The 24,718-nt window shown below is 40.4% G+C and carries 19 protein-coding genes, 5 tRNA genes, 3 rRNA genes, 1 other RNA gene and 2 pseudogenes; 5 read left to right on the top strand and 25 right to left on the bottom strand.

Translation table 11 applies throughout. From position 1 onward, the window contains the following. Positions 1-16: 16 nt before the first annotated feature. The 10 genes from JZO83_RS01055 to JZO83_RS01010 form a co-directional block, all read right to left on the bottom strand. Positions 17-88, bottom strand: a tRNA-Gly gene (locus JZO83_RS01055). Positions 89-98: 10 nt separating this feature from the next. Beyond that, positions 99-171, bottom strand: a tRNA-Thr gene (locus JZO83_RS01050). 26 nt (positions 172-197) lie between these two features. Beyond that, positions 198-279: transfer RNA gene (locus JZO83_RS01045), tRNA-Leu, on the bottom strand. A gap of 7 nt (positions 280-286) precedes the next feature. Then, a tRNA-Lys gene (locus JZO83_RS01040) sits at positions 287-359 on the bottom strand. Between the two features lie 3 nt (positions 360-362). Continuing rightward, positions 363-435, bottom strand: a tRNA-Val gene (locus tag JZO83_RS01035). A 12-nt stretch (positions 436-447) separates the two neighbouring features. Continuing rightward, positions 448-563 (bottom strand): 5S ribosomal RNA (gene rrf, locus JZO83_RS01030). A gap of 90 nt (positions 564-653) precedes the next feature. Further along, positions 654-3,568 (bottom strand): 23S ribosomal RNA (locus JZO83_RS01025). A 232-nt stretch (positions 3,569-3,800) separates the two neighbouring features. Beyond that, positions 3,801-5,360: ribosomal RNA gene (locus JZO83_RS01020) — 16S ribosomal RNA — on the bottom strand. Together the 16S, 23S and 5S rRNA genes with 5 tRNA genes alongside form the textbook arrangement of a ribosomal RNA operon. A 792-nt stretch (positions 5,361-6,152) precedes the next feature. Continuing rightward, positions 6,153-6,515 carry a hypothetical protein gene (locus tag JZO83_RS01015; RefSeq protein ID WP_206859017.1) on the bottom strand — a complete coding sequence of 121 codons (363 nt, stop codon included), beginning with the start codon at positions 6,513-6,515 and terminating at the stop codon, positions 6,153-6,155. Positions 6,516-6,587: 72 nt separating this feature from the next. Continuing rightward, the gene (locus tag JZO83_RS01010) at positions 6,588-6,968 is read right to left on the bottom strand and encodes a CvfD/Ygs/GSP13 family RNA-binding post-transcriptional regulator (RefSeq protein ID WP_206859016.1); all 381 of its coding nucleotides are present in this window, start codon (positions 6,966-6,968) and stop codon (positions 6,588-6,590) included. A gap of 90 nt (positions 6,969-7,058) precedes the next feature. Here JZO83_RS01010 and JZO83_RS01005 point away from each other — a divergent pair, with 90 nt between their 5' ends. Beyond that, positions 7,059-8,228 (top strand): MalY/PatB family protein, encoded by a 1,170-nt coding sequence (locus JZO83_RS01005; RefSeq protein WP_207114796.1) that lies wholly within the window; start codon positions 7,059-7,061, stop codon positions 8,226-8,228. A gap of 154 nt (positions 8,229-8,382) precedes the next feature. Here JZO83_RS01005 and JZO83_RS01000 read toward each other — a convergent pair whose 3' ends face one another. Together JZO83_RS01000 and JZO83_RS00995 are read right to left on the bottom strand one after the other, a co-directional pair. After that, positions 8,383-8,967, bottom strand: coding sequence for a peptidylprolyl isomerase (locus JZO83_RS01000; RefSeq protein WP_206859010.1), 585 nt, complete (start codon positions 8,965-8,967; stop codon positions 8,383-8,385). 49 nt (positions 8,968-9,016) lie between these two features. Then, a complete protein-coding gene (locus tag JZO83_RS00995) occupies positions 9,017-10,129 on the bottom strand; it encodes an SLC13 family permease (RefSeq protein WP_207114795.1) in 1,113 nt (370 codons plus the stop codon). Positions 10,130-10,321: 192 nt separating this feature from the next. Here JZO83_RS00995 and JZO83_RS00990 point away from each other — a divergent pair, with 192 nt between their 5' ends. After that, positions 10,322-11,320, top strand: a complete 999-nt coding sequence (locus JZO83_RS00990) for an NAD(P)/FAD-dependent oxidoreductase (RefSeq protein ID WP_206859003.1) — start codon at positions 10,322-10,324, stop codon at positions 11,318-11,320. 95 nt (positions 11,321-11,415) lie between these two features. Next, a complete protein-coding gene (locus JZO83_RS00985) occupies positions 11,416-11,925 on the top strand; it encodes a phosphatidylglycerophosphatase A (RefSeq protein WP_206859001.1) in 510 nt (169 codons plus the stop codon). Between the two features lie 83 nt (positions 11,926-12,008). On the opposite strand, the gene JZO83_RS00980 is transcribed toward JZO83_RS00985, so the two are convergent. The 6 genes from JZO83_RS00980 to tadA form a co-directional block, all read right to left on the bottom strand. Beyond that, a complete protein-coding gene (locus JZO83_RS00980; RefSeq protein WP_207114794.1) occupies positions 12,009-12,656 on the bottom strand; it encodes a TIGR01906 family membrane protein in 648 nt (215 codons plus the stop codon). A 4-nt stretch (positions 12,657-12,660) separates the two neighbouring features. Continuing rightward, the gene (locus JZO83_RS00975) at positions 12,661-13,425 is read right to left on the bottom strand and encodes a TIGR01457 family HAD-type hydrolase (protein ID WP_206858998.1); all 765 of its coding nucleotides are present in this window, start codon (positions 13,423-13,425) and stop codon (positions 12,661-12,663) included. A 4-nt stretch (positions 13,426-13,429) separates the two neighbouring features. Next, entirely contained in the window at positions 13,430-14,113 is a 684-nt protein-coding gene (locus JZO83_RS00970; RefSeq protein ID WP_206858997.1) for a YutD family protein, read from the bottom strand. An 11-nt stretch (positions 14,114-14,124) separates the two neighbouring features. Continuing rightward, positions 14,125-15,531: a bifunctional metallophosphatase/5'-nucleotidase gene (locus tag JZO83_RS00965; RefSeq protein ID WP_206858996.1), complete on the bottom strand. Its 1,407-nt coding sequence runs from the start codon at positions 15,529-15,531 to the stop codon at positions 14,125-14,127. A 160-nt stretch (positions 15,532-15,691) separates the two neighbouring features. Next, positions 15,692-15,788: signal recognition particle sRNA small type (gene ffs / locus JZO83_RS00960), an RNA gene on the bottom strand. A 35-nt stretch (positions 15,789-15,823) separates the two neighbouring features. Beyond that, positions 15,824-16,279: a tRNA adenosine(34) deaminase TadA gene (tadA, locus tag JZO83_RS00955; RefSeq protein WP_207114797.1), complete on the bottom strand. Its 456-nt coding sequence runs from the start codon at positions 16,277-16,279 to the stop codon at positions 15,824-15,826. Between the two features lie 172 nt (positions 16,280-16,451). Here tadA and JZO83_RS00950 point away from each other — a divergent pair, with 172 nt between their 5' ends. Further along, positions 16,452-17,303, top strand: coding sequence for a helix-turn-helix domain-containing protein (locus tag JZO83_RS00950; RefSeq protein ID WP_207114793.1), 852 nt, complete (start codon positions 16,452-16,454; stop codon positions 17,301-17,303). A gap of 153 nt (positions 17,304-17,456) precedes the next feature. Here the strand turns inward: JZO83_RS00950 and tnpB are convergent. The 4 genes and pseudogenes from tnpB to JZO83_RS00930 all read right to left on the bottom strand — a co-directional run bounded on the left by tnpB (position 17,457) and on the right by JZO83_RS00930 (position 20,364). Further along, a pseudogene (gene tnpB / locus JZO83_RS00945) lies at positions 17,457-18,599 on the bottom strand (IS200/IS605 family element RNA-guided endonuclease TnpB). A gap of 45 nt (positions 18,600-18,644) precedes the next feature. Beyond that, a pseudogene (tnpA, locus tag JZO83_RS00940) lies at positions 18,645-19,008 on the bottom strand (IS200/IS605 family transposase). A gap of 241 nt (positions 19,009-19,249) precedes the next feature. Beyond that, the gene (locus JZO83_RS00935) at positions 19,250-19,585 is read right to left on the bottom strand and encodes a hypothetical protein (protein WP_206858993.1); all 336 of its coding nucleotides are present in this window, start codon (positions 19,583-19,585) and stop codon (positions 19,250-19,252) included. Between the two features lie 233 nt (positions 19,586-19,818). Continuing rightward, on the bottom strand, positions 19,819-20,364 hold the full coding sequence (locus tag JZO83_RS00930) for a TetR/AcrR family transcriptional regulator (RefSeq protein WP_206859018.1): 546 nt from the start codon (positions 20,362-20,364) through the stop codon (positions 19,819-19,821). 469 nt (positions 20,365-20,833) lie between these two features. Here JZO83_RS00930 and JZO83_RS00925 point away from each other — a divergent pair, with 469 nt between their 5' ends. Continuing rightward, on the top strand, positions 20,834-22,309 hold the full coding sequence (locus JZO83_RS00925) for a helix-turn-helix domain-containing protein (protein ID WP_207114792.1): 1,476 nt from the start codon (positions 20,834-20,836) through the stop codon (positions 22,307-22,309). Positions 22,310-22,410: 101 nt separating this feature from the next. Here JZO83_RS00925 and JZO83_RS00920 read toward each other — a convergent pair whose 3' ends face one another. From JZO83_RS00920 to JZO83_RS00910, 3 genes are all read right to left on the bottom strand, one after another. Continuing rightward, positions 22,411-23,118 (bottom strand): zinc metallopeptidase, encoded by a 708-nt coding sequence (locus tag JZO83_RS00920; protein ID WP_207114791.1) that lies wholly within the window; start codon positions 23,116-23,118, stop codon positions 22,411-22,413. A gap of 77 nt (positions 23,119-23,195) precedes the next feature. Further along, on the bottom strand, positions 23,196-23,534 hold the full coding sequence (locus tag JZO83_RS00915) for a zinc ribbon domain-containing protein YjdM (protein ID WP_206853286.1): 339 nt from the start codon (positions 23,532-23,534) through the stop codon (positions 23,196-23,198). Between the two features lie 229 nt (positions 23,535-23,763). Next, positions 23,764-24,714: a bifunctional oligoribonuclease/PAP phosphatase NrnA gene (locus JZO83_RS00910; RefSeq protein WP_206853287.1), complete on the bottom strand. Its 951-nt coding sequence runs from the start codon at positions 24,712-24,714 to the stop codon at positions 23,764-23,766. Between the last annotated feature and the right edge of the window lie 4 nt (positions 24,715-24,718).

The following is a 24,718-nucleotide window of genomic DNA, read 5'->3' as shown; positions in this document are numbered from 1 at the left end:
CGTAGTACTTTGGCAAAGCGGAAAACGGGGTTCGAACCCGCGACCCCCACCTTGGCAAGGTGGTGCTCTACCACTGAGCTATTTCCGCGTATTTACGATGCCGGCTAAAGGACTTGAACCCTCGACCCTCTGATTACAAATCAGATGCTCTACCAACTGAGCTAAGCCGGCGTAAAAAAATAGAATAAATCATATGATGCGGGTGAAGGGACTTGAACCCCCACGCCGTAAGGCGCTAGATCCTAAATCTAGTGCGTCTGCCAATTCCGCCACACCCGCAAAAATATGAGCCGTACAGGGCTCGAACCTGTGACCCTCTGATTAAAAGTCAGATGCTCTACCAACTGAGCTAACGGCTCATATGGAGGTTAACGGGATCGAACCGCTGACCCTCTGCTTGTAAGGCAGATGCTCTCCCAGCTGAGCTAAACCTCCAAAGATAACAAAGCGTGGCGGCGTCCTACTCTCACAAGGGGCAACCCCTCACTACAATCGGCGCTAAGAAGCTTAACTTCTGTGTTCGGCATGGTTACAGGTGTATCCTTCTCGCCATCGCCACCACACTTGGTGTTATCTATTTTTGAGTAAATCTTGTTCACTCAAAACTGGATTTGAAGTATCAGTAAGAAACTCTCCGAGTTTTTCATTTTATTTTGGTTAAGTCCTCGATCGATTAGTATCAGTCCGCTCCATACATCACTGTACTTCCACTTCTGACCTATCTACCTGATCATCTCTCAGGGATCTTACTTTCTTAAAGAAATGGGAAATCTCATCTTGAGGTGGGCTTCACACTTAGATGCTTTCAGCGTTTATCCCTTCCCTACATAGCTACCCAGCAATGCCCTTGGCAGAACAACTGGTACACCAGCGGTAAGTCCATCCCGGTCCTCTCGTACTAAGGACAGCTCCTCTCAAATTTCCAACGCCCGCGACGGATAGGGACCGAACTGTCTCACGACGTTCTGAACCCAGCTCGCGTGCCGCTTTAATGGGCGAACAGCCCAACCCTTGGGACCGACTACAGCCCCAGGATGCGACGAGCCGACATCGAGGTGCCAAACCTCCCCGTCGATGTGGACTCTTGGGGGAGATAAGCCTGTTATCCCCAGGGTAGCTTTTATCCGTTGAGCGATGGCCCTTCCATGCGGAACCACCGGATCACTAAGCCCGACTTTCGTCCCTGCTCGACTTGTAGGTCTCGCAGTCAAGCTCCCTTCTGCCTTTACACTCTTCGAATGATTTCCAACCATTCTGAGGGAACCTTTGGGCGCCTCCGTTACTCTTTAGGAGGCGACCGCCCCAGTCAAACTGCCCATCTGACACTGTCTCCCACCACGATCAGTGGTGCGGGTTAGAGTGGCCATAACGCAGGGGTAGTATCCCACCAGCGCCTCCATCGAAACTAGCGTTCCGATTTCTACGGCTCCTACCTATCCTGTACATGCGGTACAGACACTCAATATCAAACTACAGTAAAGCTCCATGGGGTCTTTCCGTCCTGTCGCGGGTAACCTGCATCTTCACAGGTACTAAAATTTCACCGAGTCTCTCGTTGAGACAGTGCCCAAATCGTTACGCCTTTCGTGCGGGTCGGAACTTACCCGACAAGGAATTTCGCTACCTTAGGACCGTTATAGTTACGGCCGCCGTTTACTGGGGCTTCAATTCGTACCTTCGCTTACGCTAAGCACTCCTCTTAACCTTCCAGCACCGGGCAGGCGTCAGCCCCTATACTTCATCTTACGATTTTGCAGAGACCTGTGTTTTTGATAAACAGTCGCTTGGGCCTATTCACTGCGGCTGATCTGACGATCAGCACCCCTTCTCCCGAAGTTACGGGGTCATTTTGCCGAGTTCCTTAACGAGAGTTCTCTCGCTCACCTTAGGATTCTCTCCTCGACTACCTGTGTCGGTTTGCGGTACGGGTCGTTGTTTTCTCACTAGAAGCTTTTCTCGGCAGTGTGACGTCAGGAACTTCGGTACTATTATTTCCCTCCCCATCACAGCTTGTCCTTAAAGTTAGAAGCATTTGACTCCTATCAAGACTTACTGCTTGGACAGACATTTCCGATCGTCTGCATTCCTTAGCCTCCTGCGTCCCTCCATTGCTCAAACAAAAACAACGAGTACAGGAATATCAACCTGTTGTCCATCGCCTACGCCTGTCGGCCTCGGCTTAGGTCCCGACTAACCCTGGGCGGACGAGCCTTCCCCAGGAAACCTTAGTCATTCGGTGGACAGGATTCTCACCTGTCTTTCGCTACTCATACCGGCATTCTCACTTCTAAGCGCTCCAGCAGTCCTCACGATCTACCTTCAACGCCCTTAGAACGCTCTCCTACCAATGCACCTAATGGTGCACTCCACAGCTTCGGTAATATGTTTAGCCCCGGTACATTTTCGGCGCAGGGTCACTCGACTAGTGAGCTATTACGCACTCTTTAAATGGTGGCTGCTTCTAAGCCAACATCCTAGTTGTCTGTGCAACCCCACATCCTTTTCCACTTAACATATATTTTGGGACCTTAGCTGGTGGTCTGGGCTGTTTCCCTTTCGACTATGGATCTTATCACTCACAGTCTGACTCCCGGATATGAATGAATGGCATTCGGAGTTTATCTGAATTCGGTAACCCGAGATGGGCCCCTAGTCCAAACAGTGCTCTACCTCCATCATTCTCAAATCCGAGGCTAGCCCTAAAGCTATTTCGGAGAGAACCAGCTATCTCCAAGTTCGTTTGGAATTTCTCCGCTACCCACACCTCATCCCCGCACTTTTCAACGTACGTGGGTTCGGTCCTCCAGTGCGTTTTACCGCACCTTCAACCTGGACATGGGTAGATCACATGGTTTCGGGTCTACGACTACATACTCAAACGCCCTATTCAGACTCGCTTTCGCTGCGGCTCCGTCTCTTCAACTTAACCTCGCATGCAATCGTAACTCGCCGGTTCATTCTACAAAAGGCACGCCATCACCCATTAACGGGCTTTGACTTGTTGTAGGCACACGGTTTCAGGTTCTATTTCACTCCCCTTCCGGGGTGCTTTTCACCTTTCCCTCACGGTACTGGTTCACTATCGGTCACTAGGGAGTATTTAGCCTTGGGAGATGGTCCTCCCGGATTCCGACGGAATTCCTCGTGTTCCGCCGTACTCAGGATCCTCCTAGGTGCCTTCCAAATTTCGTCTACGGGGCTTTCACCCTCTTTGACTGACTTTTCCAAGTCATTCGACTATCTGAAAGAACTACCAGATCGGAGTCCTACAACCCCAATGAGCAAGCTCATTGGTTTGGGCTTTTCCCGTTTCGCTCGCCGCTACTCAGGGAATCGAATTTTCTTTCTCTTCCTGCAGGTACTTAGATGTTTCAGTTCTCTGCGTCTACCTCGTATACGCTATGTATTCACGTATACGTAACATCCTATAAAAGATGCTGGGTTCCCCCATTCGGAAATCTCTGGATCATAGCTTACGTACAGCTCCCCAAAGCATATCGGTGTTAGTCCCGTCCTTCATCGGCTCCTAGTGCCAAGGCATCCACCGTGCGCCCTTATTCACTTAACCTTATCAACCTTGCGGTTGGGTTTTGATCTTTCTTCTAGCGATAGAAGTCCAATCAAGAAAAATAAGCAATTGAACTTATTAAAAAACTCATTCAACGCGGTGTTCTCGGTTTGTATTACTTACATTTTTTACTTCAATATCCAGTTTTCAATGAACAAAAATTTTGAGAGTAGACCTCTCAAAACTGAACAAAGTATCGACAAACGTGTGTAGTCTCCGTAATATTCCTTAGAAAGGAGGTGATCCAGCCGCACCTTCCGATACGGCTACCTTGTTACGACTTCACCCCAATCATCTATCCCACCTTAGGCGGCTGGCTCCAAAAGGTTACCTCACCGACTTCGGGTGTTACAAACTCTCGTGGTGTGACGGGCGGTGTGTACAAGGCCCGGGAACGTATTCACCGCGGCGTGCTGATCCGCGATTACTAGCGATTCCGGCTTCATGTAGGCGAGTTGCAGCCTACAATCCGAACTGAGAGAAGCTTTAAGAGATTAGCTTAGCCTCGCGACTTCGCGACTCGTTGTACTTCCCATTGTAGCACGTGTGTAGCCCAGGTCATAAGGGGCATGATGATTTGACGTCATCCCCACCTTCCTCCGGTTTGTCACCGGCAGTCTTGCTAGAGTGCCCAACTAAATGATGGCAACTAACAATAAGGGTTGCGCTCGTTGCGGGACTTAACCCAACATCTCACGACACGAGCTGACGACAACCATGCACCACCTGTCACTTTGCCCCCGAAGGGGAAGCTCTATCTCTAGAGTGGTCAAAGGATGTCAAGACCTGGTAAGGTTCTTCGCGTTGCTTCGAATTAAACCACATGCTCCACCGCTTGTGCGGGCCCCCGTCAATTCCTTTGAGTTTCAACCTTGCGGTCGTACTCCCCAGGCGGAGTGCTTAATGCGTTAGCTGCAGCACTGAAGGGCGGAAACCCTCCAACACTTAGCACTCATCGTTTACGGCGTGGACTACCAGGGTATCTAATCCTGTTTGCTCCCCACGCTTTCGAGCCTCAGCGTCAGTTACAGACCAGAGAGCCGCCTTCGCCACTGGTGTTCCTCCATATATCTACGCATTTCACCGCTACACATGGAATTCCACTCTCCTCTTCTGCACTCAAGTCTCCCAGTTTCCAATGACCCTCCCCGGTTGAGCCGGGGGCTTTCACATCAGACTTAAGAAACCGCCTGCGCTCGCTTTACGCCCAATAAATCCGGACAACGCTTGCCACCTACGTATTACCGCGGCTGCTGGCACGTAGTTAGCCGTGGCTTTCTGGTTAGATACCGTCAAGGGGTGAACAGTTACTCTCACCCTTGTTCTTCTCTAACAACAGAGTTTTACGATCCGAAAACCTTCTTCACTCACGCGGCGTTGCTCGGTCAGACTTTCGTCCATTGCCGAAGATTCCCTACTGCTGCCTCCCGTAGGAGTTTGGGCCGTGTCTCAGTCCCAATGTGGCCGATCACCCTCTCAGGTCGGCTATGCATCGTGGCCTTGGTGAGCCGTTACCTCACCAACTAGCTAATGCACCGCGGGTCCATCCATCAGCGGCACCGTAAAGCGCCTTTCAAACCGAAACCATGCGGTTTCGATTGTTATACGGTATTAGCACCTGTTTCCAAGTGTTATCCCCTTCTGATGGGCAGGTTACCCACGTGTTACTCACCCGTTCGCCACTCCTCTTTTTCCGGTGGAGCAAGCTCCGGTGGAAAAAGAAGCGTTCGACTTGCATGTATTAGGCACGCCGCCAGCGTTCGTCCTGAGCCAGGATCAAACTCTCATAATATGCTAGTTCCTCACAGCGATAGCTGATGTGGAACTGTAGTTCGAAATTTACTTTCGAACATCATAATAGTTCATTTGTTAAGCTCAATTTGTTTGCTAGCATATTGCTTGCTTGTTAAAAATGTTTGTTGTCTTGAATTGAATCAAGACGCCCTACACATTTGGTTTGTCTTACTTTGTTCAGTTTTCAAAGGTCTACGTGATAAATGAAACACAACTGCTTCAATTCATCGTTTGTGATTGCCGTAGCAACTTTTATATCTTAGCAAACTCTCGGATGATTGTCAACTATTTTTTAAAAGTTTTTTGAACTCGTTTTTCACGAGGTCGTTTTAGCAACTCACTTATCATAACTTGTCGTTTGTTATTTGTCAATACCTTTATAAGCTAAAAACTCTTTTGTATCAGCTTCTAAAAAATCGACTAACAAGTCAACTCAGTTATATTAACACGGGTTCTCCCGATGGTCAATAGTTTTTTGATGTTTTTCTGAACATTTTCAAAAGAACATATTTCCGAATCAACGTTGTCTAATTTACCATGCCACCTATCAGTCGTCAATAGTTATTTTCGCCTTATAAAAAGAGAAGGTTTTCAAATATTTTTAGATTGTTCGGGTTATCTTCTTATTCCACTATTTTCTTCTCATATTCAGATGAAAACCCACTAAATCCTGAACATTCAACCATTACTTATTAAAAAAAGTGACAAAAAAAGAAGTTTGAAAGAAATTCAAACTTCTCTGAAAGTCATGCTTGTTATCAAAAATGATCACCTATTACTCGTCTTTTGGTTAAAAGATCGGTACGCCATCTACTTCATAAATCCCTAGTACCGTACGCATTTGTCCTGGATCTTCCCAATGATAACCTTCGCCTAACTGTTCTTGTTGATTTTTCTGTTCTGTTTCAAAAACGAACAGCGGAACATTTTCTTGATTGATATGAGTATTCGTCAACTCCATCAAGTTTATTTTACTCACGTCAATATGAACGATTTCTTTCAAAAAACTAAGTATATTTGCCAAACCAGTCTTATCATTTGAGTGGTCTGCGAATGCGAACTCTAATTTATTCTCTATTGAATGAACTAAAAATTTTTTAGATCCATCCTCCAAATGCAACATAATTGTACCAGCGACTCTTTTGTTTGCCAAAATTTCCACCTCGATCAACTTGTTTATGGCTTACAAGAGAATTTTAGCATATTTTCAGAAAAAATACACTTTTTATTTCCTAGATTCTTTTTGATCAAGTTCGACTAAGGCTTCTTTGATCCATATGGGTAACTGCTTTTCAATCGTCGCAAAACCTATTTTTTTATTTTTATTCGTAAAGTAACGTTTTCTCCGATATGGGATCGAAGGTACTTTCTTTTCTAGGGTACGTAACGACAGACTGATTTTTTTCGAATACTCATCAATATCAATGATTTGCACAGTCACCGGTTGTCCCACTTTCAATAATGTATGAATACTTTTTGTATAACCAGATTGCACTTCTGATACGTGGATCAACCCCTGCGTTTCTTCATCGAGTGAAACAAATGCGCCATATGGTTGTATTCCAGTAATTTTCCCTTTGATTATTTCGCCTATTTTATAAGTCATATACTTCCCTCTCTTCGCATTTATCATTATACTGTAAATATTCAAAAAAAAGAAGTTCTGTTCTTGCACATGAAATAGGAGGTTTTATAGATGGATCACTTTGACGAGTTCATTTCAAGAAAAAATACAGATAGCGTGAAATGGGATGCCATTTCGCAAACATACCATATGGATGACCTTTTACCGTTATGGGTAGCGGACATGGATTTTCTTGCACCCCAAGGAGTCATTGACTCCTTTGAAAATTATCTACAAAAAGGGATTTTCGGTTATTCGATCGTACCGGACGGTCTTTACCGCTCTGTGGTCGATTGGGAGCAGAAGCACCACCATGTGACACTGACAAAAAACGACATTCTTTTTACCAGCGGTGTCTTGGTTAGTCTTTCAATGGCGCTCCAAGCATTCACAGCCCCAGGTGATGCGGTTTTGATCCACGATCCGGTTTATCCACCTTTTGGCGCAATCGTCGAAAAAAACGAGCGTCAGCTGATCCGAAGTTCTTTGAATAAAAGAGCTGGACATTTTGAGATGGATTTTCAAGACATGGAAGAAAAAATCATTTCAAAAAAAATAAAAGCAATTATTTTATGTAATCCACATAACCCAGGAGGCCGTGTTTGGACTAAAAAGGAACTCAAACAATTAAGTGATCTATGCTTAAAGTACGGCGTCTTCTTATTTAGTGATGAGATCCATCAAGATATTGTCTTTTCCGGACATGAATTCACGTCGATGCAAACGATCGATCCTACGCTTTCCAGATTGTTGATCACCTTTACTTCTGCAACTAAGACGTTTAATCTAGCCGCAATAAAAAATTCAATGGTCTTTATTAAAGATCCTGATTTAAAAAATCGGTTTATAAATCAACTAGAAAAGAATCAACATCAAGGAATCAATACTTTCGGCTTATTAGGTACTCAGGCTGCTTACGAAACTGGAGAGGAATGGTTGAAAGAGTTACTCGTATATTTAGAAGAAAATGTCGAGGAGGTTATCACTTTTTTTGCAGAACACCTGCCTGATGTCGAAGTGATGAAACCAGAAGGAACGTATCTGATGTGGCTTGATTTTTCTGCGTATACACAGGATGATCGTCTCCTTGAAAAACAACTCATCAAAAAAGGCAAAGTTGTCTTAAACCCTGGAATCAGTTTTGGGCCAAGCGGCCATAGTCATATGCGCTTGAATGTCGCTTGTCCGAAATCAGTGTTGAGAGAAGGACTTTTACGTATCAAACGTTCATTTATTGACTGAAAAAGATGAACCTATTCATTGAACGCAAGAATCTCACACCTGTTGTCATCTGTTATTCTCTAAGTTAAAAAAGAAGCACCGAACACCAAAAGCTGGAAAAGCTTCAGGCGGTCGGTGCTTCTTTCATTCGTTATCCGCTCTTAAAAAATTGATTCTATTCAGAAATCTCGATCGTTTCGATCACTACATCATGTACTGGACGATCTTGTGGTCCACGTTGTGCATTTGCGATGTCATCAACCGTATCCATTCCTTCAAGTACATGTCCAAAGACTGTATGACGGAAATCAAGCCATGGAGTCCCACCATTTTTGTACGCTTCAATGATTTCGTTCGGGAATCCTGCGCCTTCTAATTGACTAAGCATATTTTCCGGCACGTTCGTATTATTAACAATAAAGAATTGGCTTCCATTTGTATTTGGACCAGAGTTAGCCATTGACAATGCGCCGCGTAGATTGAACAATTCACGACTGAACTCATCTTCAAAGCTTTCACCGTAAATGCTTTCGCCGCCCATGCCTGTACCGGTCGGGTCGCCTCCTTGAATCATAAAATCAGGAATCACGCGATGGAAGATCACGCCGTCATAATACCCTTTTTTTGCCAATTCAACAAAGTTTTGGACTGTTTTAGGTGCCAACTCGGGAAATAGTTTTACTGTAATATCCCCACGATTCGTTTTTATAAGGGCTTTAGGCCCCTTTTCATTTGCTAGATCAAGTTGTGGAAATGCCATATTTTCTTCCTCCTAAATATTCTGTCTTCATGTGTAATCATAACATATTCTATTGATATACGGTAAAGATGAGCCACAAGAAAATCAAAAAAATACTGTTGTAGAACGTGAAGATCAATATATATTTACTTCGCCATTGTGGGTATTGCTTGATGATTATTTTATAGGAGATCAGACTTGCCATCGAAGAAATCAAGGTTCCTAAACCTCCTAAGTTCGTACCAATGATCAACGCCTTGATATTTTCCGTATAGCTTGATAATAGGATTGCCGCAGGAACATTACTGATTAATTGACTTGCAAAAATGCTTGCACTGACTTCATGATGCGCAATACTTTTTTCAAACAAAACTTGGATCATCTCGACTTGTTTGATATTCCCAATAAAGATAAAGAAGAAAATAAACGTAAACAATAAGGAATAATCGATTTGTTTGAACAGTCTGCGATCATTGACAAGAACACATGCACTGACTAAGAGCAATACGACATAATGCGGGATCACCCCACTGACTGCCAGAAGACAGGTGAAAAATAGAGCAAAATAAAAAATGAGTTGCGACCTTTTTACAATTATCTCTTCCGTATCCGCCAAATCAATTGTCCTTTTTTTGACTCTTACTAAGATCAATACAACCAACAAGAAAGCTGCAGCCAATGTATAGGGTAACATCAACTGTAAAAATCCGACTAATTGCAGATGAGATTGTGCAAATAAATATAGATTTTGTGGATTACCGATTGGCGTGAACATACTGCCTAAATTACCGGCGATCGTCATCAACGTAACGATGACCGGCAGCATCGCAACCAGTCCAACCATTTCTGCTATCAATAGACCAAATGGGACAAAAATGATCAGTGCCACATCATTCGTGATCAACATACTGCTGATAAATGGGAGAAAGACTAAAATCAAGAGGATGCCTCTTGTAGTTTTTGTCTTTTTGATCAAATAATTGCCTAGAAAGTCAAAAAATTGTTGTTGGCGGATTCCTTCGACGATCAACATCAAACAAAAAAGAAGGATCAATGTGTGAAAATCAATATAGGAAAGATAGTTGAGGGACGGCGGAATGAGAAACATCGTCCCGATTGCTAATAGAAAAGACAGGGTTAATATTCCATCTTTCCTTGCATAGCTGGTTATTCTTTTTATCATAAAATTCTACCTCTTAGATTTAAACATTTAGTACTAGTAAAATAACTCTATTTAGTTAATATTGAAAGTAAATAAGCTACAGTTCAGATAACTACGCATATTTTTCAAGGAATTCTTGTACCATAATCAGGCTATTTGAGAAGAATTCTCAATTAAATTCTGTTATAGTGTCACCAAGGAGGAATTTCAAAAATGGAAATTTACGATATTACGATTATTGGTGCAGGACCTGTTGGCATGTTCGCAGCTTTTTATGCTGGCATGCGTCAAGCGAAAACCAATATTATTGATAGTTTGCCGCAACTTGGCGGACAATTAACTACCTTATACCCTGAAAAATATATTTATGACATTCCTGGTTATCCAGCAATCAAAGCGGTTGATCTTGTCAATAATCTAAAAAAACAATTGACCACTTTTAATCATACATTTCATTTAAATGAAGAAGTGATTTCACTTTCCAGAGAAGATGATATCATCGAGATCACAACTACAAAAGGAATCCACTATTCAAAAGCAGTGATCCTGACACTAGGAAGTGGCTCATTCCAACCGAGAAAGCTGAATTTAGAAAATGCGGATATTTATGAAAACCACGGATTAGATTATTTTGTGAACGACTTGATGAAATATGCAGGGAAGAAAGTTGCCATTGCCGGCGGCGGTGATTCAGCGATCGACTGGGCATTGATGCTTGAACCGATTGCGAGTGAAGTGTATTTGATTCATCGAAGAGAAGCTTTTAGAGCCCATGAACATAGCGTCAACCAATTGAATCAATCATCCGTCAATGTATTAACGCCCTATTTGATTGAGGAATTATCCGGTTCAAATGGTGAATTGACAGATATTCGCCTTAAAAAAGCCAGAACCGATGAAACCATTGACCTTATGATCGATTCATTGATCGTCAACTATGGATTCACTTCCAATTTAGAGCATTTATCTTCTTGGGGACTTGAAAGTTCAAGAAATGCGATCACTGTCCATTCTGATATGTCCACTTCTATTCCTGGTGTTTATGCTGCTGGAGATATTTGCAGCTATGAAGGAAAAGTCAAATTGATTGCCACAGGATTTGGGGAAGCACCGACTGCTGTCAATAATGCGTTGCACTTTATCAATCCCAAGGAACGTACACAACCTGGTCATAGCACTAGTCTTTATGATAAAACATTTGGAACAAATTAACTTGCCTATTTTGATAGAAAAATTGATTCTTGCTTTTTATACGTACTACGTTACCATTATATATAGATAGAAAGAAGATACGGAGGAATCAAAAAATGGTCATAAAAACAGAAACGTTAGAAGAAAAAGCCAGAGATCTCCTAAAACAACGTGGAGTCACGATCGAAGATATCGCTGAATTAGTGATGTTTTTGCAAAAAGATTATATCTCAGATTTGAGCTTAGAGGATTGTGCGGAAAGTATTAACGCAGTTTTAACAAAACGCGAAGTCCATAATGCGATCATTACAGGTATTCAATTAGATATATTGGCAGAACAAAAGCAATTGATGGCCCCGCTACAACATATCATTGAAGATGATGAAGGGTTATACGGGATCGATGAGATTTTAGCCTTATCGATCGTCAACGTCTATGGAACAATCGGTTTTACCAATTACGGTTACATCGACAAAGTAAAACCAGGGATCTTAAAACAGCTAAATAGTCACGACGGCAAAAACGTTCATACATTTTTAGATGACATCGTAGGAGCGATTGCCGCGTCTGCTGCAAGCCGTTTGGCCCACCAAGAACCTGAAAAACGGAGTCGTTTGACTCAATAAACAAAAAAAGCATCCATAAAATCCTTCTGCGATTTTTATGGATGCTTTTTCTATATCAAATCCTGTGTGCTTATCACACTTTCTTAACTCTTGCCTTTTTTCAGTTCTCTTTTGCCCATGAATACCATCAAAGCGAATAGTAATTCAATCAGCACGAAAAACAAAATGAAGCAATGCATGAAGTATTGCTCAGGTAAGACATTGATAATGGGGTCTGTCCGAGGATCGAACAACCAATCATCATTGTTGAAAAATGTTTCGTGAAACACAATGAAAAAACGATCAAAGCCGATCAGCATGAAAAAACCAAAAACAAATGGTACGATCATGCCGATTTGAAACGGACGAATCAATCGCCACAAGCGTTGATCTTTCTTCAGTTGACGAAGAAACAAGCCGCTAGGAATCAACGTAAGCAGTAATACCGCATAATTGACCATGAATAATAACTTTACTTCATAAAAATGATGTAAGCCACTCGCTGACATGGGAAAGTCTGGAAGTGCCAAGACTTGTTCAAAAGGATTATTTAAATACATCATCAACTGATCATAATTTTTGAGTAATGTGGCCTGATCCAACGAGGTGTATTCTAAAATATTCAGATGTCCGATATCAAACACATAAAGTGGCCGAAAATTGATCGTTAGTGTAATTGCTAAAGTGATCAATGTCAGGAACAAACTAACAAACCCTGCATATTCCACCCATTGCCATCGTTTGTTTTTCATTCGTTTAGAAACTCCATTCATCTAGAGATTGCATGACGAAAGTCGCAGGAGTTGGCAGATGTGACAAGTCTTCTTCTTTAGTAAAACCTGATAGTACAAGGAGTGTATCGATTCCATTACGAATCCCCGCTTGGATATCTGTTTCATAATTATCTCCTACCATGATGACTTCTTCTTTGTTCAACCCTAAAATCTCCACCGCTTTATCCATGATGATTGCTTCTGGTTTTCCGATATAGATAGGCGTCTTTTGTGTCGCTGTTTCTACAAAGGACACAACGGAACCTGCCCCAGGTAACAATCCTCTTTCTGTTGGAATGTTCTTATCAGGATTCGTACCGATAAACGTTGCTCCTTTTTGGATCGCTAACGTTGCTGTCACTACTTTTTCGTAGGTCAAGTGATTGTCTAACCCTACTACGACATAGTCTGGCTGCTCTTCTTCCCAAACAAAGCCCGCATCCAAGATCAAATCCGTTAAGCCAGCTTCGCCGATTACGAACACTTTATTGCCTTTCGCGTCTGATTTCATGAAATCGATCGTCGCTAAAGAAGCAGTATAGATTGTTTCTGGTGACACATGGATATCAAACTCTGTTGCTAAACGATGTGCCACTGTTTCAGGTGTTTTCGTTGTATTATTGGTTACGAATAAAAAGGGAAGCCCCTTTTCTTGTAACTGCTCGACAAAGCGTTTACCTGCGGGGATCGGTTCTGTTCCTCGATAAATCGTTCCGTCTAAATCGATCAAATAGCCTTTATAATTCATAGGATCATTCTTCCCTTTGTCTAATAGTAAAATTTTTCTTAGAAGTTGATTTTGTTGGACGTTCTGCCGCTTTTTCAGTTGTTTTTGTTGTTGTTTTATTGCTTGCTGGTTTACGATTTTTGATTACAGGTTGTTTACGCATCGATTCAACTGGTGCTTTTTTCTCATCGATGTGCGCTTGATTGTTGCGATTTTGATTTTTTTTCTTTTTACGTCGTTGGGTATTTTTTTCTTTTTTCCCGCCAACTCGTTCAATGACAAAATACGCACAACCAAAATTACAATATTCGTATAAATAATCTTCTAATGCATCGATTCGCTGATCTGGGTGAGCACGTCGATTCGTGGCATCAAAAAAGCCTTTCAAACGTAGCTGTTCATAGCCCCAGTCTCCTACGATGTAGTCGTATCTGGAAAGCACTTCGCTATATCTTTCACCAAGCTTCTCAGCATTGAAACCCTCTCGATAATCCATGACGATGCGATAAGGTCGATCACCGATCAAAAGATTCGTTTCATCTGTCAATGTGACGATTTCTCCTTTGATTTTCTCAGGTTTCGTTTCTTCGATTATTTCTTCTAAAACCGCCGTCACTTCTTCAGTCACTGTTTGTTCGTTTGATTGATCGGCCGTTTTTTGACTCTCTTTTTTGTCACTAGTATGTTGTTTATTTTGTTTCGTCGACATGCTTTCACCACCTATTCCTCTATTATACCTTCTTTTTCATTGGTTGGGTAGTGAGCATTTAGGTAGTCTCCCACTACTGTACGGATAAATTCAGGGAACAAAAACTCGACCTGTCCGACAATTTCAATCGTTGGGAAAAAAGGAACAAACATCAAATGGTCCACCGTAGTAACGGTATAGCTCTTTTCTCCCTCAATCGGTTTGTTTTTCCAAAGAACCGCTCGATTGACCGGATCATAAGTGATTCCGCTATAGAGGATCTCGCCAAATATACGTCCACGAAATCCCATCCCTTTAATGGGGAAATTTCTTAAAAAGAGTCGGCTTTTTTCGATTTCTAACACTAAACGAATCATATCCGATCCTTTCAACGTGACGTTGATCAAATGCATCGGATGAGGCAACGCACTATGGAGTTGATCTTGATCGACCAGACCTTTGGGTATGCTGTTCAAAAACAACCCACTATTTAAAAACGCTGCTTCTGTGTTTCCTCTTTCTTTCACTGCTTCTAACGCAATTTGGATAAAGGAATGTTCAGCAAACGGATCAAGCGATAAGTCAAATGGGAGATCAGCGACTTTCTTTTGTGCCAAAAGTGCATGTCCTTGTTGAAGATAACCAGTGATTTCTTCTTCATCTTCCAAAAATGCTGTCATTGACTCTGTCGCAATCGCTTTGGCATAGTGCGCGATGATTTTTTTATTTTCCACTGTAAGATGCACTTCTCCAACATATTGTCCAAATTTTCCGGCAGCGGCTAATTGGACCTCATTGACAACTTTCCCATCAATAAAAAGATGATGCGTATGTGACCCTAAAATCACATTGATTGCAGGAATCTCTTTAGCAATTTGTAAGTCATCTTGGATGCCTAAATGGCTCATCAAAACAAGAACGTCTACTTGCGGACGCAATTGCTCAACTAGTTCAGGCAAGAGGTCATAAGGCTGACGGATATCCCAACCATTTGGACTATAAGTCAATGGGAACGGCGCAGTAAAAGCGATCAAACCGACTTTTGTTCCTTGCTCGGTTTCGATGATTTTATACGGTTTTGTCCACTCAGGAGGTTGCAAGGTATTCTTATCGAATAAGTTGCTGAGTAGCACATCGAAGTTTGCATGGTCATATAAATGATTCAATTCATTTTTTGAATTGCCCACACCTTCATTATTACCTATCGTTGCTGCGTCATATCCGACTGCATTCATTAGTTCAACATTCGCATGACCATTTGTCGCTTCTGATAGAGGATGCCAGCGATCAACAAAATCTCCGAGATCTACCGTAATTGTTGTTGTGTTGCTTTTTTTCTCATTTTCACGTTTTTTTTGCTCAAGGTATCGTCTGATCCTTGGCCAATTTTCAAGATGAGAATGCAAGTCATTCGTGTGTAAAAGAACGATTTCTTCCATTGTTTAGATCCACCTCGCTTTTTTTCATCATACCATAGCGTTGCGCTTTGTCCACATGGAAAGTTTTTGCGTAAAAAAGAAGATGCTCAGACTTTTTTACAAAAATCCAAACACCTTCAACTCGCTTAAAAGCAAAAAAATAAGCCCTCATAGGCTTATTGACTTCAAATCAATCAGACACATGGCGGCACCTGCTTAGTGCTGCTTCCTTCCGGATCTGACACGCTTCACAAGCCCACCATTGTCCTAGCCTTTCGGCAAAGAATAGTATACCGCATTTCGTTATCTTTGGCTAGTCCTTTTTTGATTTCTTTTTTTTCGCGCGTAAATTCCTAAAAAACGCTGATAAAAGTTCCCCACATTCTTCTTCTAAAATACCACCCTCTACATAAGCTTGATGATTGAAACGCTCATCTTCGAGTAAATTCATCAACGTTCCGGCGGTTCCTCCTTTTGGATCAAAGGCGCCAAAGTAAACTTCTTTTACTCGGGAAAGAATCATAGCACCACTACACATCGGGCAAGGCTCTAACGTGACATATAATTGTGTCTCTTCTAAACGCCAACTTCCTATCGCCTCACATGCTTCTTGGATCGCTATCATCTCCGCATGGGTCGTGGCATTTTGCGTTGCCTCTCTTAAATTATGTCCCCGCCCGATGATCTGACCTTCATGGACGACGATGGCACCAATCGGTACTTCTGCCAGAGCTTCTGCTTTTTTTGCTTCTTCGATCGCCACACGCATCCATTCTATTTTTGTTGGTTGTTGTCCTGTTTCTTCCACCTGTAATCCTACCTTTTTCTTAGATTTACTTATTACATCTGTCCAAAATAGTATAACTGGCTTTTATGAGAAGCACAAAGAGTTTTTCCTTATCAACGTGTCCTATGGTAAACTAATGGATGAGGTGAAGCGTATGAACACAGAAAAGTTACTTGGATTGTATCCAAATGCACAAAAAAAGAATGCACCTTCTCCTGATGAGCACATTCTTTCTCTAATTGTGGAAGACTATTTTTTATGGATCGACAAGAGCTCTTTGTCTGCTCAAGAAGAGAATCTTTTGAAAGCGTTATTCCAAACAACCTATTCATTAGAAAATCATCCTTGGTTTCATTATTTATTTGAGGAGCAGGCGTACGTATCTGAAGAAAGTTGCCGGATCATCCAGTTACATCTTGAAAAAAGAGCAGAGTTTTTACAAAAAGAGTGGCAAGAAACGATCGCTGAACTCTTTCCGGAAGCACTTGATTTTTTTCTCTATACGGAAACAGATGGGTTGATCATTGAAAGAAAACACCCCAATTATTTGAATACTGCGGATCTAAAAGGCATCTTTTTATCTCTTGATGTCGATTTTGATCTGACGACACAAGCATTTGTGGGTTCATTCCACACATCTGGACAAAATCTAACCGCCATGTTTGATGAAGAGCGAAAGATTTTTTTGAACAAACAAACGCAGATACAGGTCTCCGATCAAACGACCTCTATTCAAGAACTTGCCTTATATTACTATACTAAAGAGCTAGTCACTTCTAGCCAACTCACCAACGAGTATCAAGAAATAATCCGAGGATTTAAAATGGAAGAGATCATCATTGAACTTTGGAAAAATTTCGGAAATATCAGTTCAGCTGCTAAACAGCTATTCATGCATCGGAACACCCTGCAATATCGGATTGAAAAATTTGACGAACAAACAGGCTTTAATTTAAAAAAAGCGGATGATTTACTCTTTTGTTATCTTCTTTTGTTACACACGTGAACTACTCGCCACTTAGCTAACCCTAACGGTTCTTAACGCTTGAAGTGGGAGTTTCTTGGGAAGAGATCATACTTGTAAGCGTATTTCTTTACTCACAGCGGTTTCTCTTATTGACCAAGCGATTTCCGTAGTTCCTACGGTTCTTATTTGTATCTAAACCAAGTCTTTTATTCGCAGTCCTTCGTTCAGAATATTGATACTCGCATTGATATCTCGGTCGTGATGCGTATGACAAACAGAACAAATCCATTCTCGGATGTCGAGCGTTTTCTTGCCAACTTTATGACCACATGCTGAACAGATTTGGCTAGAAGGAAACCATTTATCTACCTGGATGAGTTCACGTCCGTACCAGTCAGCTTTGTACTGTAGTTTCGTCACAAAACTAGACCACGAGACATCAGAAATGCTTTTTGCTAATTTATGGTTACGCAACATACCTTTTATGTTTAAGTCTTCTATACAGATAACATCGTGATTTTTGATGATTTCTGTACTCAACTTATTCAGAAAATCATTCCGTTGATTCATTACTTTTTCGTGCAATCGAGCGACGATACGTTTCTGCTTTTGGTAGTTTTTCGCATCGAAAAGACGAACCCCTTTTTTCTTAGCCACTAATGCTCGTCTTGATAACTTGCGTTATTCACGTCTTAGTTTCTTTGCCATTTCTGAGGTAAATTTATTGTTATCAATTTTTTGCCCGTCAGAAAGAATCGCAAAATCAGTAATGCCTAAGTCAATGCCAATCGCAGCATTCGTTTTGGGCAACTCAACGATTTCTTCTTTACACAACAAAGAAATGTAGTACTTACCACTTGAATGACGAGAAATTGTCGCTGATTTGATGATTTCTTTTGGTTGTCTGTGAAGCTTGATTCGAATCAGAGATTTCAATTTAGGAACTTTGATGAATTTATTTCCGATCAATGCAACTGTTCCCTTTTGATTATTGGTGGTATAGCTTTGAACAGGATTTTTCTTACTCTTGAAACGAGGGAACCCAACGGATTTATCTCTGAAGAAATTCTTATATGCCTTATCTAAATTGAGTTGTGCATTCGCTAAAGCAAGGCTATCCACTTCTTTCAAAAACGGAAATTATTCTTTGTATTTAGCTGGTGTTGGGAACTTCATTTTTTTAGAGGGATCATTTTTCGTTTCTTCATAAGCTTTCATACGATCATCTAGCATCAGATTGTAGACCTTACGGACACAACCAAAAGATTTCGCAAAGAAAATTTCTTGTTCTTCTGTTGGATAAATTCTAAATTTGTATGCTTTCAGCCGTTCCATAAGCTTCACCTACTCGCTATTATAATTGTTTTCTTGGTTTTGAATCTATTTCTTGATGACATTGATAGGTGCGTCAACAGACAGAAGCTTTTAGACCAAAACATTTCTTTCCAAAGAGAGTGCTTCACTCTAGGATAGTCATGTTTGATCAATCGTGAACTAGCGCTTTTATAAGTGTTGATGAATGTTGTCCGCTATGGTTTCGGCTGCGCTTTGAACAGAATAGGAACATGGTCTTTCTCGTGATTCCACTCCACTAGAGTGATGTGATCGAACGCTGCTATTCGTTCGAAAGTGGTTTAGCAAATTCAAATAGTTCATCATCAATCACTTGTCTACGGTATTTTGTTACCAGTACAAGAGGATAATACAGAAAGAATATTGAATGATTATTCGTAGCTAATTCCATTGTTCTATCAGCTCATTCCTTGTATACGCTGATTATAACAAAAGACAAAATAAAAAGGCAATATGCCTTGCTTGTCGGTTTTCGAGTGACTAAAGGTAATCCTCATACCGAACGCATTCATCACCCACCTATAGAGGATGGGCGACTTCTGCCTAATTACGTTAAAAAAGGCACAAGCAGCAACCTTCATTGCTGCTTGTGCCTTTGTATAATCAATCGATCAATTGAATGAAACTAGTTTTTACATCATTTTTTCAACGAGTGACATCAGACGGCCTTTTGCATCCTCTGTTGAGTCTTTGATGGAATCACCATAGACAGAAATTTTCTTTTTGCCAGATTTTATCTTTGCTAACATTCCCATCAATGAATCTAAATCGCTATCTGATAAATGGTCAACGACATCTAATAACTTTTCATTTCCATCAAATTTGTCGTACACGAATTTTTTTACTTTTGTACGGTTACTTAAATGATGGATTTTCTCGATCACTTTACCAGAAACAACCACAGCTGTTGCGACACTTGCTGCTGCTGCGACACTTAATCCAATCGTTACTTTTGTTGATGTTTTCATAATTATCAGCTCCTTTTTATCTATCACAATCATATCACAGTAAAAAAGATAAGCGAACTAATTGCTATGGCGCCTATCGCTGAAAGGACAAAAAATGATACAAAAAGTAAATTGTGTCTTATTTTGATTGTCAGGGTTGCCGTTTTATATCAGTTAGCTGTTCGACGATTACCGATACCAGTATTTTTTGTTCTAAAAAAAGCATCTCTGTTTAAGAGATGCTTTAACCAACATCAACCAATCGGAGCATATTGGATATTTGTTAGCATTTCAGGCAAATCGTCTTCTAACTCTGCTAATTTATTCCAAATCAACGTCATTGTTTCGAAAAATTCTTTTGAAGACTTGTCTGAATTCAAACTTCCTAATGCGTTCAACCAAAGTAGTTCGAGTAAATAAGCTTCTTTGATCCCCGTATGCTCTCTAACAAATTCTGAGAAGGTACGTTTGAACAAGGAGGCCATATCTAATTCAGATTTGATGACTACCCCTCTGATACTCTCATGAATCGAGAAAAATTCCTTTAATAAATGAACGATACTAAAAAAATCGTCAATGACATATTCTGCTAAGTATCGATCAAAACAGATCGTAATCTCTTCGATAATTTTTTCTTTTAAAATACGGATTGATTTAAAATGTGCATAGATCGGGTAAGTAGAACATCCACAAAAAGAAGCTAAACTTCTTGCTGTAATTGTCGATAACCCATTTTCTTCAGCATATACCATGCTCTTGAATAGTAAATACTCTTTACTAAAGTTCGTCACTCTTCCCACGAAACCATCCATCCTTTCCGATTATCTCTTTCATATCCGGCAATGATTCTGTCTTTAATTTTCCCCTACTCTCCAGCGCATTTCACAGTAGGAAAAACTTATGTAAACCATGAAGAAACAAGTTTTGATAAAAAAATAACGATAATAACATATTTTGGGGGTTAAAATATGTCCCTTTGTAATAGAAGCTTGATTTACCTAATACTTCGCCAAAAATCAAAGTTTAAAAATAACAAAAACATCAATTAAATAACGATATATCACTATAATCAAGTTTATTTGAATGATTCCAACTTGACAAAATAAGCAAAGAAATAAACAATAGAATAGATAACTAATTATTATTTCTTAAAATAACAAGTTATATAATCAAAATCTATTACTATGTGAGAATATCATACATTGAAAACACTTTCCACTCACATTTTATGTCACTATCGGTACAGCAATTGTAAGAAAGGAGTCCATTATGTTAATCGACGCTAAAAAGAAAGAGTTATTAGTCCTCTATACGATTTCGCAAAAAAGTCAATGTACGTTGAAAGAACTGGCAGATGAATTAGCTATTCCTAAACGGACGATCAAAGAATTGATCCGAAAATTGAATACGACGATTGAACAGCAATTGAATACCTCTTCCTTTATCTCCTCTACACATAAAGGGGAAATAACGATAAGCGATGACTACCAAGAAATAAAAATGATGATTTATCATAAGATCAAACTTCTTTATTTAAAAGAGTCCAACCGTTTCAACTACTTATTACTTATGGTCAATTATCCAAAAACGTATGTTCCAAAAAAATATTTACTGGAACAACTGTACATATCGCCCTCTTATCTAGAAAAATTAACACGCCAATTGAATGAGACACTTCAAGATTTCGAGATCGAGATTGTTTCGTCCCACGGCTGTTACTTGTTCAAAGGAAATGAATTATTTATCCGGCTCTATCTATTTTTTATTTTATCTGACGCATTCCAAGGATTGGAATGGCCGTTTGATAAATTTAAATTGAGTCAATTAAAAAAAGAGAAGCGATTATCCAAAAAATTGCTCGTTTCAAAACATTCGTTGAAATATCAAGAAAATCTCTATTTGTTGATTGCTATTTTCACACTTCGTACGCAACAATCTGCTTTGATCATTCCTGAATCAACTGAAGTGTATGATATTTTAGAATTATTGCAGCAGGCTCAAGATGTTTCTGGTAGTTTTAAACACCATTTGTTTAAACTTTTACCGCAAGAAACTGCAATTGATGAACTCTTACATTTTAATTTTTTGATCTATTGTTTTTTTCCGAATCTCATCTCTAGTCAGCAGAAAAGTTTGATTGGTTACATGTTGACGAATAAACGAAATCGTCTATGTAATCAGATCACCTTGTTAACAAAAGAGCTAGCTCAAGTTTTTCCGGTAATCTCTTCTTCTGAAAAAAGGTTTTTCTATAATTATTATTTGATGCTTTCTTTGGTTTCCATTTTGATGTTAGGGCATACGACCCCGTTTTTCTACTCGTTGCACTTCCCTAAATCAGCACTTGAGATCGATGAATCAAATCAACAAATACAACAAATCAAGCAGATCATCTCGGAAGTTTTCCATGATCATCCAAAAAACGCGTTGATCGTTTATTATTTGAGCGGCTTGGTCTATAACCTTTTACAATCGGAAACAAATGAAAAATTATTGATCTATGTACAAATGAATAAAACACTTACGGGGAATTATTATATCCAAAATCGGTTACGACAAGTGTTTGATGAAAAAATGATCCGTTTGACTGAAAATCCCGAACAGGCAGATTTGATCGTGACTGATTGGTTTGATAAGTTTCATCAGACCAGTAAAATCTTTTATCTTGATCCTAATAAAGAAAAAGATTTATGGGTGGATCTCGTCACAAAGATCCAACAGCTCTATGTCAATAAGATGATCTGATCATCACAGCTAGCCGATTCTCCTAAATAAAAAGTTTCTCCAAAATAAAAAAAGTGAGTGGATCAGCGCAAATGGCTATCACTCACTTTTATTCATTTCCTCTAGTCTCGGCGATTACCACCGAAGATCAAAATCAATCGTAGTAATTGCAAGAAAGTAGATAGCGCTGCTGCAACGTAGGTCAAGGCAGCCGCAAATAGCACATGTTTTGCCATTGGTACCTCTTCTTCTGTCAGCAAGCCACCTTCACTTAAAATTTGGATGGCTCTTCTTGACGCATTGAATTCTACTGGTAGCGTAACAAGTTGAAATAAAAGTGCCAATGAAAAGGCAAAGATCCCGATATTGATCAATGTTGCATTCCAACTAAGCAATACGCCCACCATAATAAGCGGAAATGAAATCATCGAGCCAAAATTGGCAACAGGCACTAGAGATGCTCTGATTTTCAAAGGAGCATATCCTACAGCATCTTGGACTGCATGCCCACACTCATGGGCAGCCACACCGATGGCAGCAACTGACGTTGATTGTGCAGTAGCTTGCGACAAACTCAATGTTTTATTGCCTGAGTTATAATTGTCTGTCAAATCACCGGCAATTTGTTGAACGCCTACATTATTGATTTTTTGACTTTGTAAGATGAACTGTGCAGCTTGTGTCCCTGTCACATTGTTTGTGCTTCTGATTTTATCGTATTTACGAAAGGTACTGTTGACGTACGCAGAAGCGATCCCAGAGATAGCTAATCCAGCAATAACTAAAAGAAACGTTGGATCTAAAAAACCATATAAACCATATCCATACATTATCGTTTCACCCTTTCCTCATTACATCTATTTTATCATTGATCTAGTAAAAAAATTGTGAAAAGACTTTGAATAATTTATCCTTTTTTAACAAATTCTGATTTCAGCTTCATCGGACCAAACCCGTCGATCTTGCAATCGATATTATGGTCGCCTTCAACTAAACGGATATTCTTCACTTTTGTGCCTTGTTTGATTGGTGAAGATGCACCTTTCACTTTTAAATCTTTGATAACGGTCACGCGATCACCGTCCGCTAAACGATTGCCATTTGCATCGAGAACGACCAAACCTTCTGCTTCTGTTTCTGATTCTTCTGAAGGGGTCCATTCATTGCCACATTCAGGACAAATCAATAATCCTCGATCTTCATACGCATATTCTGAGCCACATACTGGGCAATTTGGTACTGTCATGTTGTTTCTCCTTTTTGTTCGTTATTGAGCAATATTATAACGGAAAAATAACAGTTTGAAAAGAGTAAGCTGGTATTGGCAATCATTGTTTGACTGCCTTGATTTCTTGACATTGTTTGTCGTCTCACAGACACCTGTAAAAAGGCAATCAACTCCAAGTAGTGAACTAGAACTTGAATGATTTTTTCAAGTTTCTCTTTACTACTTAGAGCTGACTTTTAGCTGATCTTTATCGCGAATAATTGCTACACGCAACTTGTATTTCCTTGTAGATCTCTGCCACTTCTTCAAGATCACGAGCATTTGCGCCACTCGCCAAAGGATGCCCGCCACCATGATGTCGTTTTGCGATCTCATTGATCACTGGGCCTTTTGAACGTAAGCGGACACGATAATAGCCTTCTGGTTGCTCCACAAAAATTGCCCAAGCTAACACTTCATCAATGACACCTGGTAAAGAGACAACAGAAGCGGTCTCTGAATCATCAATGCCATACTTTCCTAATAACTCTTGTGACAAGATCACTTTTCCGGCGCCTGTTTCATCGACTTCGATCGTCTGATAGACACAACCGGATAATTTTGCTACTTTCATAGTGATCTGCTCGATTTCACGATTCAGTTGGCTCGCATCGAACGAGTAGTTTCTTAAAACTGCCGCAATTTCTAATGTGCGACCTGTGGTTGAAGGGTATAAAAATCTTCCTGTATCTCCAACGATTCCTGCATACAATAAACGGGCAGATTCACTGTTCATATTCAAATCATCAGGAAACATCAAAGCAAATTCTGCAATCATTTCACTACAACTGCTGGCTTTCGTGTCCACCCAAAGCAAATCTCCATAAGGTTCGTCGTTCGGGTGATGATCGATTTTGATCACCTTTTCGCCTAACGAGTAACGCTTATCATCGATTCGTGGTGCATTTGCTGTATCTGTGACAATGACTAATGCACCTTTGTAAAAAGCATCGTCGATTTCTTGCATTTCTGTTAAATAAAGCAACCCTTCCACGTCTTTTCCAACTTGGCGAATGTCTTTGTCTGGAAAACTGTTACGTAATAATTCGGCCAATCCGACTTGTGACCCTAAAGCATCTGGATCAGGTCTTTGGTGGCGGTGAATCACGATTTTTTGATATTTTTTGATTTCATTCAAAATCATTTCTTGTATAGTCATTTTC

It is taken from the genome of Enterococcus sp. DIV1298c (assembly GCF_017316315.1).
Lineage (GTDB): Bacteria > Bacillota > Bacilli > Lactobacillales > Enterococcaceae > Enterococcus_B > Enterococcus_B mangumiae.
The sequence above is the reverse complement of the archived record's forward strand: the minus strand, read 5'-3'. Positions and strand labels throughout refer to the sequence as shown.

Coding starts and splice junctions, on each gene's coding strand:
- JZO83_RS01000 (WP_206859010.1), bottom strand. CDS start 8,967: ATGGCATTTCCACAACTTGATCTAGCAAATGAAAAGGGGCCTAAAGCC.
- JZO83_RS00980 (WP_207114794.1), bottom strand. CDS start 12,656: ATGAAAAACAAACGATGGCAATGGGTGGAATATGCAGGGTTTGTTAGT.
- JZO83_RS00915 (WP_206853286.1), bottom strand. CDS start 23,534: ATGACAGTACCAAATTGCCCAGTATGTGGCTCAGAATATGCGTATGAA.
- JZO83_RS00950 (WP_207114793.1), top strand. CDS start 16,452: ATGAACACAGAAAAGTTACTTGGATTGTATCCAAATGCACAAAAAAAG.
- JZO83_RS00910 (WP_206853287.1), bottom strand. CDS start 24,714: ATGACTATACAAGAAATGATTTTGAATGAAATCAAAAAATATCAAAAA.
- JZO83_RS00990 (WP_206859003.1), top strand. CDS start 10,322: ATGGAAATTTACGATATTACGATTATTGGTGCAGGACCTGTTGGCATG.
- JZO83_RS01010 (WP_206859016.1), bottom strand. CDS start 6,968: ATGACTTATAAAATAGGCGAAATAATCAAAGGGAAAATTACTGGAATA.
- JZO83_RS00965 (WP_206858996.1), bottom strand. CDS start 15,531: ATGGAAGAAATCGTTCTTTTACACACGAATGACTTGCATTCTCATCTT.
- JZO83_RS00995 (WP_207114795.1), bottom strand. CDS start 10,129: ATGATAAAAAGAATAACCAGCTATGCAAGGAAAGATGGAATATTAACC.
- JZO83_RS00920 (WP_207114791.1), bottom strand. CDS start 23,118: ATGTATGGATATGGTTTATATGGTTTTTTAGATCCAACGTTTCTTTTA.
- JZO83_RS00985 (WP_206859001.1), top strand. CDS start 11,416: ATGGTCATAAAAACAGAAACGTTAGAAGAAAAAGCCAGAGATCTCCTA.
- tadA (WP_207114797.1), bottom strand. CDS start 16,279: ATGCGTGTGGCGATCGAAGAAGCAAAAAAAGCAGAAGCTCTGGCAGAA.
- JZO83_RS00935 (WP_206858993.1), bottom strand. CDS start 19,585: ATGAAAACATCAACAAAAGTAACGATTGGATTAAGTGTCGCAGCAGCA.
- JZO83_RS01005 (WP_207114796.1), top strand. CDS start 7,059: ATGGATCACTTTGACGAGTTCATTTCAAGAAAAAATACAGATAGCGTG.
- JZO83_RS00970 (WP_206858997.1), bottom strand. CDS start 14,113: ATGTCGACGAAACAAAATAAACAACATACTAGTGACAAAAAAGAGAGT.
- JZO83_RS00925 (WP_207114792.1), top strand. CDS start 20,834: ATGTTAATCGACGCTAAAAAGAAAGAGTTATTAGTCCTCTATACGATT.
- JZO83_RS00975 (WP_206858998.1), bottom strand. CDS start 13,425: ATGAATTATAAAGGCTATTTGATCGATTTAGACGGAACGATTTATCGA.